The organism is Bradyrhizobium sp. USDA 4451, assembly GCF_054822585.1.
This window is the reverse complement of record NZ_JBTRCH010000001.1, coordinates 3,942,555-3,957,161: the sequence shown is the minus strand read 5'-3', so window position 1 is coordinate 3,957,161 and position 14,607 is coordinate 3,942,555. Positions and strand designations below refer to the sequence as shown.

14 protein-coding genes are annotated in these 14,607 nt (G+C 65.8%); 3 read left to right on the top strand and 11 right to left on the bottom strand.

All coding sequences use genetic code 11. The annotated features are described in order from the left end of the window. Positions 1-346: 346 nt before the first annotated feature. Complete coding sequence (locus ACVMB0_RS18305; protein ID WP_461347187.1) at positions 347-1,351, top strand: NHL repeat-containing protein; 1,005 nt, start codon at positions 347-349, stop codon at positions 1,349-1,351. A gap of 219 nt (positions 1,352-1,570) precedes the next feature. On the opposite strand, the gene ACVMB0_RS18300 is transcribed toward ACVMB0_RS18305, so the two are convergent. Beyond that, the gene (locus ACVMB0_RS18300; RefSeq protein ID WP_461347186.1) at positions 1,571-2,803 is read right to left on the bottom strand and encodes a rhodanese-like domain-containing protein; all 1,233 of its coding nucleotides are present in this window, start codon (positions 2,801-2,803) and stop codon (positions 1,571-1,573) included. 259 nt (positions 2,804-3,062) lie between these two features. Here ACVMB0_RS18300 and glgC point away from each other — a divergent pair, with 259 nt between their 5' ends. Both glgC and glgA read left to right on the top strand, forming a co-directional pair. Beyond that, positions 3,063-4,325, top strand: a complete 1,263-nt coding sequence (gene glgC / locus ACVMB0_RS18295) for a glucose-1-phosphate adenylyltransferase (RefSeq protein WP_456749434.1) — start codon at positions 3,063-3,065, stop codon at positions 4,323-4,325. Continuing rightward, complete coding sequence (gene glgA / locus ACVMB0_RS18290; protein ID WP_461347185.1) at positions 4,322-5,776, top strand: glycogen synthase GlgA; 1,455 nt, start codon at positions 4,322-4,324, stop codon at positions 5,774-5,776. Before glgC ends, glgA begins: the two co-directional genes overlap by 4 nt. A gap of 12 nt (positions 5,777-5,788) precedes the next feature. On the opposite strand, the gene ACVMB0_RS18285 is transcribed toward glgA, so the two are convergent. The 10 genes from ACVMB0_RS18285 to ACVMB0_RS18240 all read right to left on the bottom strand — a co-directional run bounded on the left by ACVMB0_RS18285 (position 5,789) and on the right by ACVMB0_RS18240 (position 14,580). Beyond that, on the bottom strand, positions 5,789-6,151 hold the full coding sequence (locus tag ACVMB0_RS18285; protein WP_461347184.1) for a hypothetical protein: 363 nt from the start codon (positions 6,149-6,151) through the stop codon (positions 5,789-5,791). A 151-nt stretch (positions 6,152-6,302) separates the two neighbouring features. After that, the gene (locus ACVMB0_RS18280) at positions 6,303-7,433 is read right to left on the bottom strand and encodes a serine hydrolase (RefSeq protein ID WP_456749437.1); all 1,131 of its coding nucleotides are present in this window, start codon (positions 7,431-7,433) and stop codon (positions 6,303-6,305) included. Between the two features lie 179 nt (positions 7,434-7,612). Beyond that, a complete protein-coding gene (locus ACVMB0_RS18275) occupies positions 7,613-7,780 on the bottom strand; it encodes a hypothetical protein (protein ID WP_461347183.1) in 168 nt (55 codons plus the stop codon). Positions 7,781-7,964: 184 nt separating this feature from the next. Next, positions 7,965-8,453 (bottom strand): DUF417 family protein, encoded by a 489-nt coding sequence (locus tag ACVMB0_RS18270; protein WP_456749439.1) that lies wholly within the window; start codon positions 8,451-8,453, stop codon positions 7,965-7,967. 137 nt (positions 8,454-8,590) lie between these two features. Then, positions 8,591-9,808 carry an ABC transporter substrate-binding protein gene (locus ACVMB0_RS18265; RefSeq protein WP_461347182.1) on the bottom strand — a complete coding sequence of 406 codons (1,218 nt, stop codon included), beginning with the start codon at positions 9,806-9,808 and terminating at the stop codon, positions 8,591-8,593. A 26-nt stretch (positions 9,809-9,834) separates the two neighbouring features. After that, complete coding sequence (locus ACVMB0_RS18260) at positions 9,835-10,809, bottom strand: NAD(P)H-dependent flavin oxidoreductase (RefSeq protein ID WP_461347181.1); 975 nt, start codon at positions 10,807-10,809, stop codon at positions 9,835-9,837. 2 nt (positions 10,810-10,811) lie between these two features. Continuing rightward, positions 10,812-11,585 carry a crotonase/enoyl-CoA hydratase family protein gene (locus ACVMB0_RS18255; protein WP_461347180.1) on the bottom strand — a complete coding sequence of 258 codons (774 nt, stop codon included), beginning with the start codon at positions 11,583-11,585 and terminating at the stop codon, positions 10,812-10,814. A gap of 9 nt (positions 11,586-11,594) precedes the next feature. Beyond that, positions 11,595-12,386, bottom strand: coding sequence for an SDR family NAD(P)-dependent oxidoreductase (locus tag ACVMB0_RS18250; protein WP_461347179.1), 792 nt, complete (start codon positions 12,384-12,386; stop codon positions 11,595-11,597). Then, the gene (locus ACVMB0_RS18245; RefSeq protein WP_456749444.1) at positions 12,383-13,933 is read right to left on the bottom strand and encodes a class I adenylate-forming enzyme family protein; all 1,551 of its coding nucleotides are present in this window, start codon (positions 13,931-13,933) and stop codon (positions 12,383-12,385) included. Before ACVMB0_RS18245 ends, ACVMB0_RS18250 begins: the two co-directional genes overlap by 4 nt. After that, the gene (locus ACVMB0_RS18240) at positions 13,930-14,580 is read right to left on the bottom strand and encodes a TetR/AcrR family transcriptional regulator (RefSeq protein WP_456749445.1); all 651 of its coding nucleotides are present in this window, start codon (positions 14,578-14,580) and stop codon (positions 13,930-13,932) included. The genes ACVMB0_RS18245 and ACVMB0_RS18240 overlap by 4 nt, the downstream gene beginning before the upstream one ends. Between the last annotated feature and the right edge of the window lie 27 nt (positions 14,581-14,607).

Below are 14,607 nucleotides of genomic sequence, written 5' to 3'. Positions count from 1 at the left end.
GGTTGCTTACGGATAGATGGATTGCTTCGTCGCTCGCGCTCCTCGCAATGACGGAACTGGAAGCATCCCGCCTTACGACTTCCGCCGAACCGTCTCCTGCCTGCGCCGTGCTGCATCCACGATCAGGCTCGCGGTGCATTCGTTGCAGGCGAACGCCCACGCATCCGTAGACCCGCTTTCCCGCCGTCGAGCTTTCCTCGCGCTATATACTATCGTATACATCGATAGTGACAAGGCAGGCGGGTGAACAATCCGGTCGGGAACCCTGCACAACAACCATAGACCGGAGACGATCGCCGCAACACTTCCTGCCTGGTCCAACTGGGATCATCGAGGAAACGCGATCATGATAAAGAAGAATGGCGACGCGGGACATCCGCGCGCAACGGGAGACCTGCTCAAGATCCGCCGCGCATCGCTCGCGAGCGCTGCGGCCCTTATCCTTGCACTCGATCCGGCCGGCGCAGCCCGCGCCGAAACCGCGCCGGTCGGCGTGCCCGACAAGAGCTTTCCGGAGAGCGTGACGTCGACTTCCGACGGCACGCTTTACGTCGGCAGCTTCAACCATGGCGGCGTGACCAAGATTTCCGGCGGCAAGGCCGAGCAGCTGGTCAAGCCGGGTGCCGCCGACAGCCGCTCGACGCTCGGCGTGCTGGCCGACGAGAAGAGCGGCACGCTCTATGTCTGCTCCAACGACATCTCCGGCTTCGGCGTTGCCGGACCGAGCGACACCAAGGGCGCCTGGCTGAAGACCTTCGACCTCAAGAGCGGCGCGCCGAAAGGCAGCTTCGCGCTGAGCGATCCGAAATCGCTGTGCAACGACATCGCGGTCGGCGCCGACGGCACCGCCTATGTCAGCGACTCCTTCACCCCGATCGTCTACAGCCTGAAGCCCGGCGCCACGGCGCTTGCGACCTTTGCCACCGATCCGCAGCTCGCGCCGGCCAAGGACGGCGTCGGCCTCGACGGCATCGCGATCGGCGCCGACGGCAATATCTACGTCACGACCTTCATTCCCGCGAAGCTGTTCAAGGTCGAGGTCAAGGACGGCAAGGCGGGGACGGTGACCGAGCTGAAGCCGTCGCGGCCGCTCGATCATGCCGACGCGCTGCGTGCCCATGGCAGCGGCTTGCTGCTGATCGAGGGCAACGGCAAGCTCGACAAGGTGACCGTGACGGGCAGCGAGGCCGCCATCGACACCATCAAGGATGGTCTCGCCGAGCCGGTCTCGGTGACCGAGGTCGGCGGCACTGGCTGGATCGCCGAGGGCAAGCTGTCCTACATCATCGGCGACAACAAGGGAAAAGACCCCGGTCCGTTCACGCTGACACCGGTGGCGCTGCCGAAGTAGAGATCGGACCGCTGGCTCACCTCGCCCCGCGTGCGGGGAGCGGCCGTAACGCATCGTCAGATGCGTTACGGGTGACGGGGAGCCTCCGCGAACTCAGCCTGTCACCGAACTCGCGAGACGCCCCTCACCCCAACCCTCTCCCCGTAAGATCGTCGTAAGAACGGGGAGAGGGAGCGCAGGGGCGGTGCGGTCATAGCTCGAACCGCGTCTCGCCGCTCCTCAGATCACATAAAACCCATGCGTGCCGTCGCGACGGAGCTGCTCGACCAGCCCGTACTCCCAATCGAGATAGGCCTGCATCGCCTGCTCGGCGACGCCGGTGCCCTCGTAAGGGCGCCGATAGCGATGCGCGGGATCGGGCCGCGGCACGACGTGAGGTGCACCGACCTCGAGCCGGCCGTCATAGCCGCCTTCGAGCACGTAGACCTCCCACGCCATCTGCGCGAGCCAGGACGCCGTCATGTCGGCGCGGATGCTTTTGTCGTCGGTCAGCACGATGCGCGCGCCGCGCACGGGAGCTGCCATATCGATCTCCTGCACCAGCTGGCCACCGGCATAATGCCGGAATCCGGCCAGGTGACCGGCGGCATATTCCTCCGCATCGCGCACGTCGAAGCGATACAGCGTGCGCTGCGCGTCGCCTTCCAGCGCGGCGAGTTCGGCCTGACTGATATGGCGGACGCCGGCGCGATAGGCGACGTCGCGCGCGTTGTCGGCGGCGCCGGCGAACGGCCCGACCGCGCCGCGCTTGCCGGCGCCGTGCTCGAGATCGTGCTTGGCGAGCGTCCAGCCGATCGTGCCGTTGCGCAGCGCCCGCACCTTGTTGGGCAACCCGGCATTGATCAGCGACTGCGTGCCGATGATCGAGCGGGTGCGGCCGGCGCAGTTGACGATGATGGTGGTGTCGGGATCGGGTGCCGCGCGCCCTGCGCGCAGCACCAGCTCCGCGCCGGGCACGCTGACCGAGCCCGGAATGTTCATGGTGGCGTATTCGTCGAACCGGCGCACATCGAGGATCGCGATGTTGGCTTTCTCGAAGATCAGCGCGGCGACCTCGTCGGCGCTCAGCGATGGCGTATGCCTGCGCGCCTCGACCAGCTCGCCGAACGCCTTGGCATAGGAATTGACGTCCTCGAACACCTCGTAACCGGCGGCCTTCCAGCCCTGCAAGCCGCCTTCGAGCGCGGCGACATTGCCGTAGCCCAGTGCCTGCAGCTGCTCGGCCGCGGCTGCGACCAGCCCCTCACCATTGTCATAGAGCACGATCGGCACGTCCTTGCGCGGCAAGCGCAGCTCGGCTTCGAGCGCGATCCGGCCGGCGGCCATGTTGGCGGCGAACAGCGGATGGCCGGTGGCGAACTCCGCCTCATGCCTGACGTCGAGCAGCGCGATCTCCCTGCCCAGCAGAAGCATTGCACGGACGGTCTGAGGCGTCACCGAAGAAACTGTCATGAGATGCTGGCCTTGGACGGGACCTTGGGCGGGTTATGCGCAGACCTGCTCTAGGCCGAAATCGCGCCTCGTCAATAGGCTTAACCCGCCTGCAACCCCGATCTTCACGAGCCGGGGTCAGGGGAACGAAAATTGATCATCCGCTTTGCTCAACCGGGGCGCGCTTGCTACGTTCCCAATCGGCCCCGTTGGCGCCCGATGAGGCCTTCCAGACAAGAGGAGGCAGCGGGGCCACGCCTGAAGTTCTGGGAGGATGACCATGAGAACCGTCGTAAATGAACCATTGTCGCGTCACGCCCTCGCCTTCGTGCTGGCCGGCGGACGCGGCAGCAGACTTCAGGAGCTCACCGACAGGCGCGCCAAGCCGGCGGTGTATTTCGGCGGCAAGTCGCGCATCATCGATTTCGCGCTTTCCAATGCGGTGAATTCAGGCATCCGCCGCATCGCGGTGGCGACCCAGTACAAGGCGCACAGCCTGATCCGGCATCTGCAAGGCGGCTGGAACTTCTTCCGCCCGGAACGAAACGAGAGCTTCGACATCCTGCCCGCAAGCCAGCGCGTCTCGGAAACGATGTGGTATGTCGGCACGGCCGATGCGGTCTACCAGAACATCGACATCATCGAGGCGCACGGCACCAAGTACATCCTGGTGCTCGCCGGCGACCACGTCTACAAGATGGATTACGAGATCATGCTGAAGCAGCATGTCGAGAGCGGCGCCGACGTCACCGTCGGCTGCCTGGAAATGCCGCGCGCGGAATCCTCCGGCTTCGGCATCATGCATATCGACGAGAACGGCCTGATCCAATCCTTCCTGGAGAAGCCGGCCGACCCGCCGCCGATGCCGGGCAAGCCGGACAAGTCGCTCGCCAGCATGGGCATCTATGTCTTCAATTCGGAATTCCTGTTCGACGAACTGCGCCGCGATGCCGCCGACCCGAACTCGGCCCACGACTTCGGCAAGGACATCATTCCCTACATCGTGAAGCACGGCCGCGCGATCGCGCATCAGTACAACGATTCCTGCGTCCGCTCCGGCGACGATCCGCGCGCCTATTGGCGCGACGCCGGCACCGTCGACGCCTATTGGGCCGCCAATATCGATCTCACCGACGTGGTGCCGGAGCTCGATCTCTACGATCGCTCATGGCCGATCTGGACCTATGCCGAGATCACGCCGCCGGCCAAATTCGTCCATGACGAGGATGGCCGGCGCGGGCAGGCGGTGACCTCGCTGGTCTCGGGCGGCTGCATCATCTCCGGCGCGGCGCTGCGCCGCTCGCTGCTGTTCACCGGCGTCCACGTCAACTCCTACGCCAATGTCGAGAATGCGGTGATCATGCCCTATGTCAATGTCGGCCGCGGCGCCCGCCTGAGGAACGTCGTGATCGATCGCGGCGTGCGGATTCCGGAGGGACTCGTGGTCGGCGAGGATCCCGAGTTCGACGGCAAGCGCTTCCGCACCACCGAGCACGGCATCACGCTGATCACCCAGCCGATGATCGACAGGCTCGGGACATGACGCAGCTGCGCGTCCTCGCGGTCGCCTCGGAAGTCTATCCGATCGTCAAGACCGGCGGCCTCGCCGATGTGGTCGGCGCCCTGCCGGCGGCGCTGCAAGGGCATGACGTCGCGACGCGGACGCTGGTGCCCGGCTATCCGGCCGTGCTCGACGCGCTGGCCTCCGCACAGACGCTGCTGCATTGGCCGGAATTCTACGGCGGGCCGATCCGCGTGCTCGGCGGCAGCCATGGCGGCCTCGACCTGTTCGCGCTCGACGCGCCGCATCTCTATGCCCGCCCCGGCAATCCCTATGTCGGCCCCGACGGACGCGACTGGCTCGACAACGGCATCCGCTTTGCGGCGCTGTCGCGGATGGCGGCCGAAATCGGCCGCGGTGCGATCCCGTCATTCGTCCCCGACATCGTGCACGCGCATGACTGGCAGGCCGGGCTTGCGCCGGCCTATCTGCATTATGGCGGGCCCAAACGGCCGGGCACGGTGATGACCGTGCACAACCTCGCCTATCAGGGACAGTTCTCGCCGGACATGCTCGCCGCCTTCGGCCTGCCGGACCAAGCCTACTCGCTGCACGGCGTCGAATATTACGGCACCGTCAGTCTCCTGAAGGCCGGCCTGCAATTCGCCGATCGCATCACCACGGTGTCGCCGACCTATGCGCAGGAGATCCAGAGCGACGAAGGCGGCATGGGGCTCGGCGGCCTGCTCCGCGAACGGGCCGACGTGCTGAGCGGCATCCTCAACGGCATCGATATCGACGTCTGGAATCCGGCCACCGATCCCGACATCGCGGCACGCTTCGGCGCCGGGCAGATCGCCGAGCGGGCCGCCAACAAGACGGCGCTGCAGCGGCGCTTCGGCCTCGATCCGGCGCCGGAGGCAATGCTGCTCGGCGTCATCAGCCGGCTGTCGTGGCAGAAGGGCCTCGACCTCCTGCTCGAGAACATTCCGACCTTGCTCGGCGAAGGCATTCAGCTCGCGCTGCTCGGCAGCGGCGATCGCGATCTGCAGGACCGCTACACCGCGCTGGCGCACGACAATCCCGGCCGGATCGCCGTCATGATCGGCTATGACGAGGCGCTGGCGCATCTGATCCAAGCCGGCTCCGATGCGCTTGCGGTGCCGTCGCGGTTCGAGCCGTGCGGCCTCACCCAGCTCTGCGCGCTGCGCTACGGCGCCGTCCCTGTCGTCGCCAATGTCGGCGGCCTTGCCGACACCGTGCTGGGCTTCGATGAAGCCGCTGTCACAGGCAGTGCCGCAACCGGCGTCAAATTCGCACCCGTCACCTCGGAAGCGCTCGCCCATGGCTTGCGCACGGCGAACCTGCTGTTCAACGACAAGGTGACCTGGCGCCGGCTGCAACAGGCCGGCATGGCCACCGATGTGTCGTGGCGCAATCGCGCCGGCCACTACGCCGCGCTCTATCGCGAGCTCGCCGCCGCGCGCAGGTAACTCAGGCCACGATCAGTTCAGCAGGTCGCAGGACGCAATGCGGTTGATGTCGGCGAGGCGGCGGTCGGAATTTCCCTTGAAATCAAGGCTTGCGACGAGATCGAGCAACCGGCCATAGGCGCGGTCGGCCACCGCCACAGGCAATGGCTCCTCATCGAAGGCCTCGATGTAATTGCCGACCAAGCCGCTCAGCAGCCGGCACATCGCCCGTTGCTCGGGCTGATGCCTGCTCAAGGTCTCGAGTTTGTCCTGGAGGGTTCGGTAGGTTCGCAAGCCGTGCGGCTGTTGCGAAAGCCAACCGTAAAGGTCCGTGTTGTGCAAATCAGGAGTGTGCAGATCAGGAGTGTGCAAATCGGAATTTTGCAGATCAGTCATAGCAGCCTCTTCAGAATGGAGAAGAAGCTACCGGCTTATACAGCCGATCATGGTTCCGTGCCATGACAATTTTTGCATGCAGCCCCCTACGCTGCCGCGCGTGCCATGTCATCGGATTGGCACGCGGCGTTGCTAGGGAATCAGGGTTTGATCAGAGCCGCGCGAGGGCCGGCAGGATCTTGTAGCGCGCGATCTCGTGCGGATAGTCGCCACGATTGGCGAGCAGCACGATGCCGAACCTGCGCGCCGGCACCAGGCCGATATAGGCCGAGGCATTGTTGAGACCGCCGGGCTTGTCGATGACGGTGACGCCATCGAGCCGCACATGCTCCCACGCCATCGCCTGGCCGAACTTCGCATCGACACGAAAACTCTCGCGCATGGTCGCCTGCAATGCCGCACGCAATTCGGGATCGATTGCCGCGCCGTCGAGGCAGGCGCCGAGCAGGATGCCGAGATCGCGCGCCGACGAAAACATCTGGCCGGTACCTGCAAAATCATAATAGCTCTGCTGATTGCCGGGCGGCCCGATCGGCGTACCGTCGTGGGAGTAACCCTGAACCATGCGCTGCATGATCTCCGGCGCGAGCACCGCGCGATTGTCCTCGGCACGCTCGGGAACGAAGGTCGAGGTCATGCCGAGCGGCGTGAGGATGCGGCTTTCGATCAACGTCGCGATCGGTGTGCCATAGCGCCGCTCCAGCACCAATTGCAGCAGCACATAGCCGGCATGGCTGTAGATGCGCTGCTTGCCGGGCGCTACTCCGTCAGGCGGCGTCCAGGCATTGAGCATCGCAATGAACTGATCGCGGCCGAAGGTCTCGTTCGGCCATGGCGGATGATCGGTCGGCAGCAGCAGCCCGGACGTATGATTGACGAGCTCGCCGAGGGTGACGCGGCTGATATAGTCGCCGTGCAACTCGGGCAGATACTTTTCGACGGGATCGTCGAGCCGCAATTCGCCGCGCTCGGCGCCGAGCGCGAGCAGCGTCGCCTCGAACAGCTTGCGCAGCGAAGCGAGGTTGAACAGGGTGTCCGGGGTGACCGGCTGCTTCCGCGCAACGTCAGCAAGGCCGTAGGTGAAGAAGGTCACCTGGCCGCCGGCGTAGACCGCCGCGGCAAGGCCTCCGGGATCGGCGGGCGTCGCGGTCGGCGCGAGTTCCGTCGTGACGATATCCCTGATCTGCGCATCCATGTCGGAATCCGCGCGCGCCGTCGCAAGCGCGCTAACAGCTGCGGCAAGCAGGACGGTGACGATCCGGACGAGAAGCCATTGTCTCATAAAGACTGAAATCGGGACGATGTTGCGATGTGACCCGCGGGCGGGCCTGTTCAGCCATCAAGAGGTGGCGACATCGCGATCCTAGCGACGGAACCGGTCGGTCCGCATTCACGATTGCGCGCATTCCAGCGTGATCCGCCCCGGCCGGGGAACGGGCGGCCCGATCGCGGTTCCGGCGGTCACTGCCGGACGTCGCGATCGCGACCGCCCTCCCACTCCAGCCACGGCGCGGGAACTGCAATGACATCAAAAAATGCGGGGCGTTTGAAAATGCCGGGGGTAAGCTTCGACGGATGGCCAAGACCAACGCTTGCCGGGCCGACCGTCGACGTGTCTGACTTCGTCACATTCAGCTCCCAACCGGGGACCGTTTCCTACTAGCAACAATTCGTCAATCAAGGGTTGCATAGCCGCATCGGATTCGAGTGACAAGACATTGCGGTCTGCGACGAATTGTCCTGTTCCAGATGCCGGATGCGCGCGATGCCACGATTAAGCATGGATTAACCATCGACCGCGCGAGTGACGCGACTATGCCGCGCGCGAGCGGATGATCCGACCCGGCAACGACGCCAGCAGCAGCACGAAGCAGACGCAGAGCAGCACGACGTCCTTGAACAGGAACTCGCCGGCCAGGTTCCAGGCCATCGGATCGGTCGACAGGCTCCATGTGACCACGCCCGGCGTGGTGAAGAAGAACGACCACGTCACCGCGAAGGTGATCACGCCCATCAGCGCGCCGATCGCGGACAGCATCGGGTTGAATGCGCCGGCGGCAAGCAGCACGGCGATGCCGAACTCGGTGACACCGAGCACATAGGCCTCGCCGCGGAGGCCGAACACCGACAGCCACGAGACGAACGGGCTGTTGCTGATGAATTGCGCGATGCCTTGCGCCGATTGCAGCGTGAACTTCTGCATGCCGAACGACACGAAGATCACCACCATGACCCAGCGCAGGATCGCGAGCAGACGAAAAGACCCCTCGCCTCGTTCGGCGATGTTGAACGACAGATTCATCCGGATGTTTCTTCCCTGGGTTGCCATCATCGGCCGCTATTGCGGCGTTCGTGGCAGGACTACGCAGCGCGCCGCGCGTGTGTTACGCGCAGGACGCGGCCACGGCCTTCACAAGGATGTGCGGGCGAGGTGATGGGTCACGCCGCAGTGAACAGCTCGCCGACCTTCTCATAGGCCTCGCCCTTGAACCGCATCAGCTGAAACTGCTTGATCGGCACATAGTCGCTCGGCGTGGTGTTGAGGGTGATGCCGGGAATGAGAAGCGGCGCGGCGTAGTTCTTCAGGCTGGTCGCCTGATGCAGGATATTGGCGCGTGTCAGCTGGTCGCCGCATTGCCTGATGACGTGGGCAGCGGTTGCCGCGGCGGTGTAGCCGATGGCGTAGAGATCGTCGGCGCGATCGGCGTTCGGCGCGTAGCCATCGAGGAACGCCATGTATTGCTTCATGTCCGGCGTGTCGGCCCAGAGTGGATTGCCGGGATCCATCCGCGTCGCGAAGGCGAGAACGCCCTGCGCAGTCTCGAAGCCGGCAGGCTTGAGCGTCGCCCGCACCGAGCCGTTGCCGGCGCCGAGGAACACCTGCGGCCGCCACTCGAGCGCAGCCATCTTGCGCAGCGCCTGGCTCGCCATCTTGGGAATGGTGACGAGGAACACCACGTCGGCGCCGGACAGCTTCATCTGGACGATCTGAGAATCGATGGTGGGATCGCCGACCGCATAGTTCAGCTCGGACACGATCTGCGCGGTCTTGGCGCCGAGACCGGACTTCAGGCCTGCCAGCGTCGCCTTGCCGGCGTCGTCGTTCTGGTACAGCAGGCCGATCTTCGCATCGGGCGTGGAACCGGCAATGTAGCGGCCGACGACCCCGCCTTCGATCTCGTAGGTCGATCCGCTGACCATGGTCCATGGATTGGCCACCGGGTCCGCCAGCTTGCTGGCGGCGGCCGCAAGGAACAGCTGCGGCACCTTGCGCGCATTCATGTATTTCTGCACCGCGATGTTGCCCGGCGTTCCCATCGCGCCCGCGATGAACAGCACCTCGTCGCCCTCGACTAGGCGCCGCGCCGCTTCGACCGATTTCGGCGGGCTGTAGGCGTCGTCATAATTGATGAACCTGATCTTGCGGCCATTGATGCCGCCGCTCTCGTTCAGCATCCGGAAATAGGCATCCATCGCATTGGCAAGCACGCCGAACGACGACACCGGGCCGCTGAGCGGCCCGAACTGCCCGATGCGGATTTCCGCATCGCTGGCGCCGGGATCGTATGAGGCGCCGGCAAAGGCCCTGCCGCCAAGGGACGCCGCGAGCCCAGCCGCCATCGTCCCGAGCAGCGTTCTACGGCTGATCGTCTCCATGGTTTCCTCCGCTTGATCTGGGCGCCTTATGCAGCGCCTCTGTCGAATGCCGCATGATATTGCGCGGCGATCTCGTCGATGATGTCGGCGGCGCCTGTCACCGCGTGCACGCCGGAGACCGAATGACCGGCGCTCCAGACGTCGATCCAGCGCCGCGGCCCGTCCGCGTCATTCTTGCCGCCGAACTTTTCGCGCGCGCGCGCTTCCGAAACCGACTCGTCGAGATTTGCGGGATCGAGACCCGCGGCGACGATCGAGGGCCGCAGCATGCTGGCATCGAGCCCGGTGAAGGCTTTCGTCAGCATGACGTCATCGAGCGTGCTGTCGACCAGCATATTCCGATAGGCATCGCTCGCCATGCTCTCGCGCGCCGCAATGAAGCGCGTTCCCATATAGGCGAGATCGCAGCCGAGCAGCCGCGCCGCGGCGAGCGCGGTGCCGTCGGTCACCCCGCCCGCGAGCACGACCGGACCGTCGAACATGGCGCGCACCGCGCGCACGAAGGCGAATGGATTGGCCCAGCCGGTCTGCCCGCCGGCCCCCGCGGTCAGCAGGATCAAGCCATCGGCGCCCGCCTCGATCGCCTTCTCGGCATGACGTAGCGAGGCAATGTCCGCGAAGACGAGACAGCCGACATCATGCAATGGCTGAACGGCTGCCGCCGGCGAACCGACGCTGGTGATGACCATCTCGACCTTGTGCCGCACAAGGCAGGCGAGGTCGTCCTTGAAGCGCGGCTGGCGGATGATGAGGTTCGGACAATGCGGCGCCGCGGGGCGGCCAAGCTCGGCGACGTTGCGCGCGATCCGGGTGAGCCAGGCGTCGAGTTCCTCGACCGAGCGGGCATTCGCAGTTGGAAACGCGCCGACCGCGCCGGAGCGGCAGACCGCCGTCACGAGATCGACGCCGGACACGCGCAGCATCGGCGCTGCGATCAGCGGCAGGCGAAGCCGCTGCGCGATCGCGGCGGGAAACGCACTCCGGCGGGCAGCGACCTGCATGATCAGCGCCCTTTCCAGACCGGCTTGCGCTTCTCGGCGAACGCCTTCAGGCCTTCGGCGCGGTCCTCGGAGTTCAACGCGCGTTCCGCGATCGGCATCTGTGCGGCCCAGCCCCCTTCGTCGGTCCAGTTCGCGGCCTGGAAGATGATCTCCTTCGAGGCGGCGAGCGCCGTCGGGCCGTTGACGAGGAGCTCATTGGCAAAGGCGACCGCGGCTTCGAGTGCTTGCCCGGGTTCGACGAGCCGGTTCACGAGGCCCAGGCGCTCGAAATACTCCGCGCCCTTGAACTGCCCGGTCAGCGCCAGCTCCATCGCGACGTGATAGGGGATCCGCTTCGGCAACCGGAACAGGCCGCCGCCGATCGCAACGACATTGTGCCGGACTTCCGGCAGGCCCATCTTGGCGTCGCGCGCCGCAACGATCAGATCGCAGGACAGGCAAAGCTCGAGCCCGCCGCCGACGGCATAGCCCTCGACGGCCGCGATCAGGGGCTTGCGCGGCGGCCGGCGAAACAATCCGAAGCCGCCACGTTCGGTCACGCCGCGCTCGCCGCGCGCAACCGCCTTGAGGTCGGCACCGGCCGAAAAATTGCCGCCCGCACCGGTGATGACGCCTGCGAACAGCGCGTCCTCCGCGTCGAGCAGATCCATCGCATCGGAGATACCGCGCGCAAGCGCGGCGTTGCAGGCGTTGCGCGCCTCGGGACGGTTCAGGGTCACGACCAGGATGTGGCCGCGCCGCTCGGTCAGAACGACCTGTTCATTCTCGGTCCTCATCGCTACGCCTCACAATGCGAAGGTAAAACCGCCATTGACCGGATAGGTCTGGCCGGTGATCCACGCGCTGGCATCGGAGGCCAGGAACAGCACCATGTTGGCGACGTCGGACGGCAGGCCCGGGCGGCGGATGACGTATCGCTCCATCATCTTCTTCTGCATCTCGGGATTGGCCTTCAGCCGCGCCTCGATCGCCGGCGTCAGGGTGGCGGCAATCGCGACGCAGTTCGCCGTGATGTTGTGGCGGCCGAGCGAGCGCGCGACCGCGCGCGTGAAGCCGGCGGCGCCCGCCTTGGCACCGGAATAGACCTCGAGGCCCGCCTCGCCGGCACGGCCGGCATCCGAGATGATGGTGACGATGCGGCCGCCCTTGCGCTCGATCATCTGCGGCACGCAGGCCGAGGCGCAGTTGATGACGCCGTAGAGATTGACGCCGATGAAGCTGTTCCAGACTTCGGGGCCGGTCTCCCAGAACGGCTTGCGCGCATCCGGATCGGGGGTCGCGCCGGCATTGCCGGCATTGTTGACGAGCACGTCGATCGGGCCGAACGCCTGCTCGGCCTTGCCGACCATCGCCTTGACCGATGTGAGATCGGTGACGTCGGCCTGCACCGCGACTGCCTTGCCGCCGCCGGCGTTGATTTCGCGCGCGACCTGCTCGGCGCGATCGAGGAAGTAGTCGTTGACGACAATGCCGGCGGCGTTGTGCGCGGCGAAATGCAGCGCGATCTGGCGCCCGACGCCCTGGCCCGCACCGGTGACCAGCGTCACCTTGCCGTTCAGATCAAGGATATCACTCATACGTTTCTCTCCCGTCCCTTCCAGTAGGGCTCGCGCAGTTCGCGCTTGAGCAGCTTGCCCATGGTGTTGCGTGGCAATTCATCGACGATCGACAGCGTCTTCGGCCGCTTGTACGAGGCGAGATGGTCGCGGCAGAAGTCGAGGATCGCGGTCTCGTCAGCGGTATGGCCCGGCTTCAGCTCGCAGAATGCCTTGACCTGCTCGCCGAACTCGTCGTCGGGAATGCCGATCACCGCGACGTCCTGCACGTCCGGATGCCGGAGGATCGCGGCCTCGATCTCGGCCGGGTAGATGTTGACGCCGCCGGCGATGATCATGTCCTTGGCGCGATCGGTGATGAACAGATAGCCGTCGTCGTCGAGCATCCCGACATCACCGACGCGGAAGTAGCCGTCGTGGTCACGCGTGTCCGTCCCGAGCGGCTTGCCGTTCAGATAGGAGCGGATCGTCACGGGCGTCCTGATCCAGATCTCGCCGGACTGGTTGCGCGGCAGCTCGCGCCCCTCGACATCGCGGATCGAGATATCGACGTGCTTGTGCGGGCGGCCGCTGGATCCGGGCTTGCGCTCCTGCATCTCGGGCGGCAGGAAGCTGATCATGCCGACCTCGGTGGCGCCGTAGCCTTCACCAAGGACATCGCTGCCGAAATACCGGATGATCCAGCGCTTCAGCTCATAGGGCACCGGTGCAGCACCAATCGACAGCGCGCGGATCGACGAGACGTCGTAGGCGTCGAGCACCTCCTTGGGCAGCGCCGCGAGGCGCTTATACATGGTCGGAACGCCGGTCCAGTTGGTGACGCGATGGGCCGCGATCAGGCGAAGCGCGCCTTCGGGATCGAAGCGGCGCATCAGGATCGTCGGATTGCCGAGCTGGATCGCGCCCCAGACCTGGGACGGGCCGGCGCCGTGATGCAGCGGCAGTGTCAACAGCGAGACGCCGCCGGCCTGGCCGCGCCGGGTCGATGCGACGTCGGAGAGATATTCGCTGGTGCGTTGATCCATCTGCACGCCCGGCTGCACCACCGAGACCACGCCCTTGGGCAGGCCCGTGGTGCCCGACGTATAAAGGATCAGCGGCGGCCGGCTGGTTGAATGCAGCGGCGGATCGGCAGGCGTGTCGAGCAGCTCGGAGAAGGCGACGAAGCCGGGCGACGCCGTGCCGATCGAGACCGCGAGCTTGATCGGCAAGCCTTCGAATGCAGGGCGCAGCGCCGCGGGATCCTCGTCGTCGCAGACGACGATTTGGGCGCCGCTGTTGGACAGCACATACTGCGTCTCCGACGGCGTCAGCCGCCAGTTCAGACCGAGCAGCGAGCAGCGCAGCTTGCCGATCGCCTCGCTCAGAACCGGCCATTCGATCCGGATCTGGGTCCGCAGCACCACGATGTCGCCGGCGACCACGCCCCGGGCCGCCAGGCCATGTGCAACACGATTCGCCGCATCGTTGAGCTCCGACCACGTCATCCGGCGGTCGCCCTCGATGAAGGCGGCATCGTCGGGACGATTGGCGGCCCAGTATTCGACGCTGTTCGGCAGGATGCTCATTTCGCCAACCTTCCTTCGACCGCCGCGATGAACCGCGCGCTCATTGTCTCGAGATCGACGCCCTCCGGATCGACCAGCCACTGCGCAATCGATCCGCGCAGCGTGGCGAGGATCAGTGCGCTCTCGGTCTCCAGATCGAGGTCGGCGCGCAGCCGGCCTGCCGCGATCCCCGCACTGAGGCCGGCTGCAATTTCGCCGCGCGTTTCGCGATTGAGCCTGGCGACCGTAGCCGTGATCTGCGGCACCGTGAGCGCAGCCGCCAGCACGACGTGAAAGGCGCGCCCCATCACGGGATTCCGCGCCGGCAACAGGAAGTAATATTTGAACGACGCGATCAGGCCGTCGTAGCCGGTCAATTCCGGCGCGGCGGCGCGGCGCGTCGTGATGAACGACTCGATCACGTAGGTGGCGAGCGCCGACAACAGATCGGCCTTGGTCTTGAAATAGTGTGACGGCAGCCCGCGGCTATAGCCGGCGCGCTCACCGGCCTCGGCGAGCGTGATCGCGTCGAGCCCGTTCTCGGCGACGATCAGTGCGGCGGCTTCAAGGATCCGCCGCTCCGCTTCGTCGCGGCGCTCGACCTGCGTGCGCCGTGACGCCGGTGCGTCATCTCGCGGCTCCTGCGCGCGTCGAACTGCTCGTGCCATTCAGCTTCGCTCCCTTTGCCGCACGGC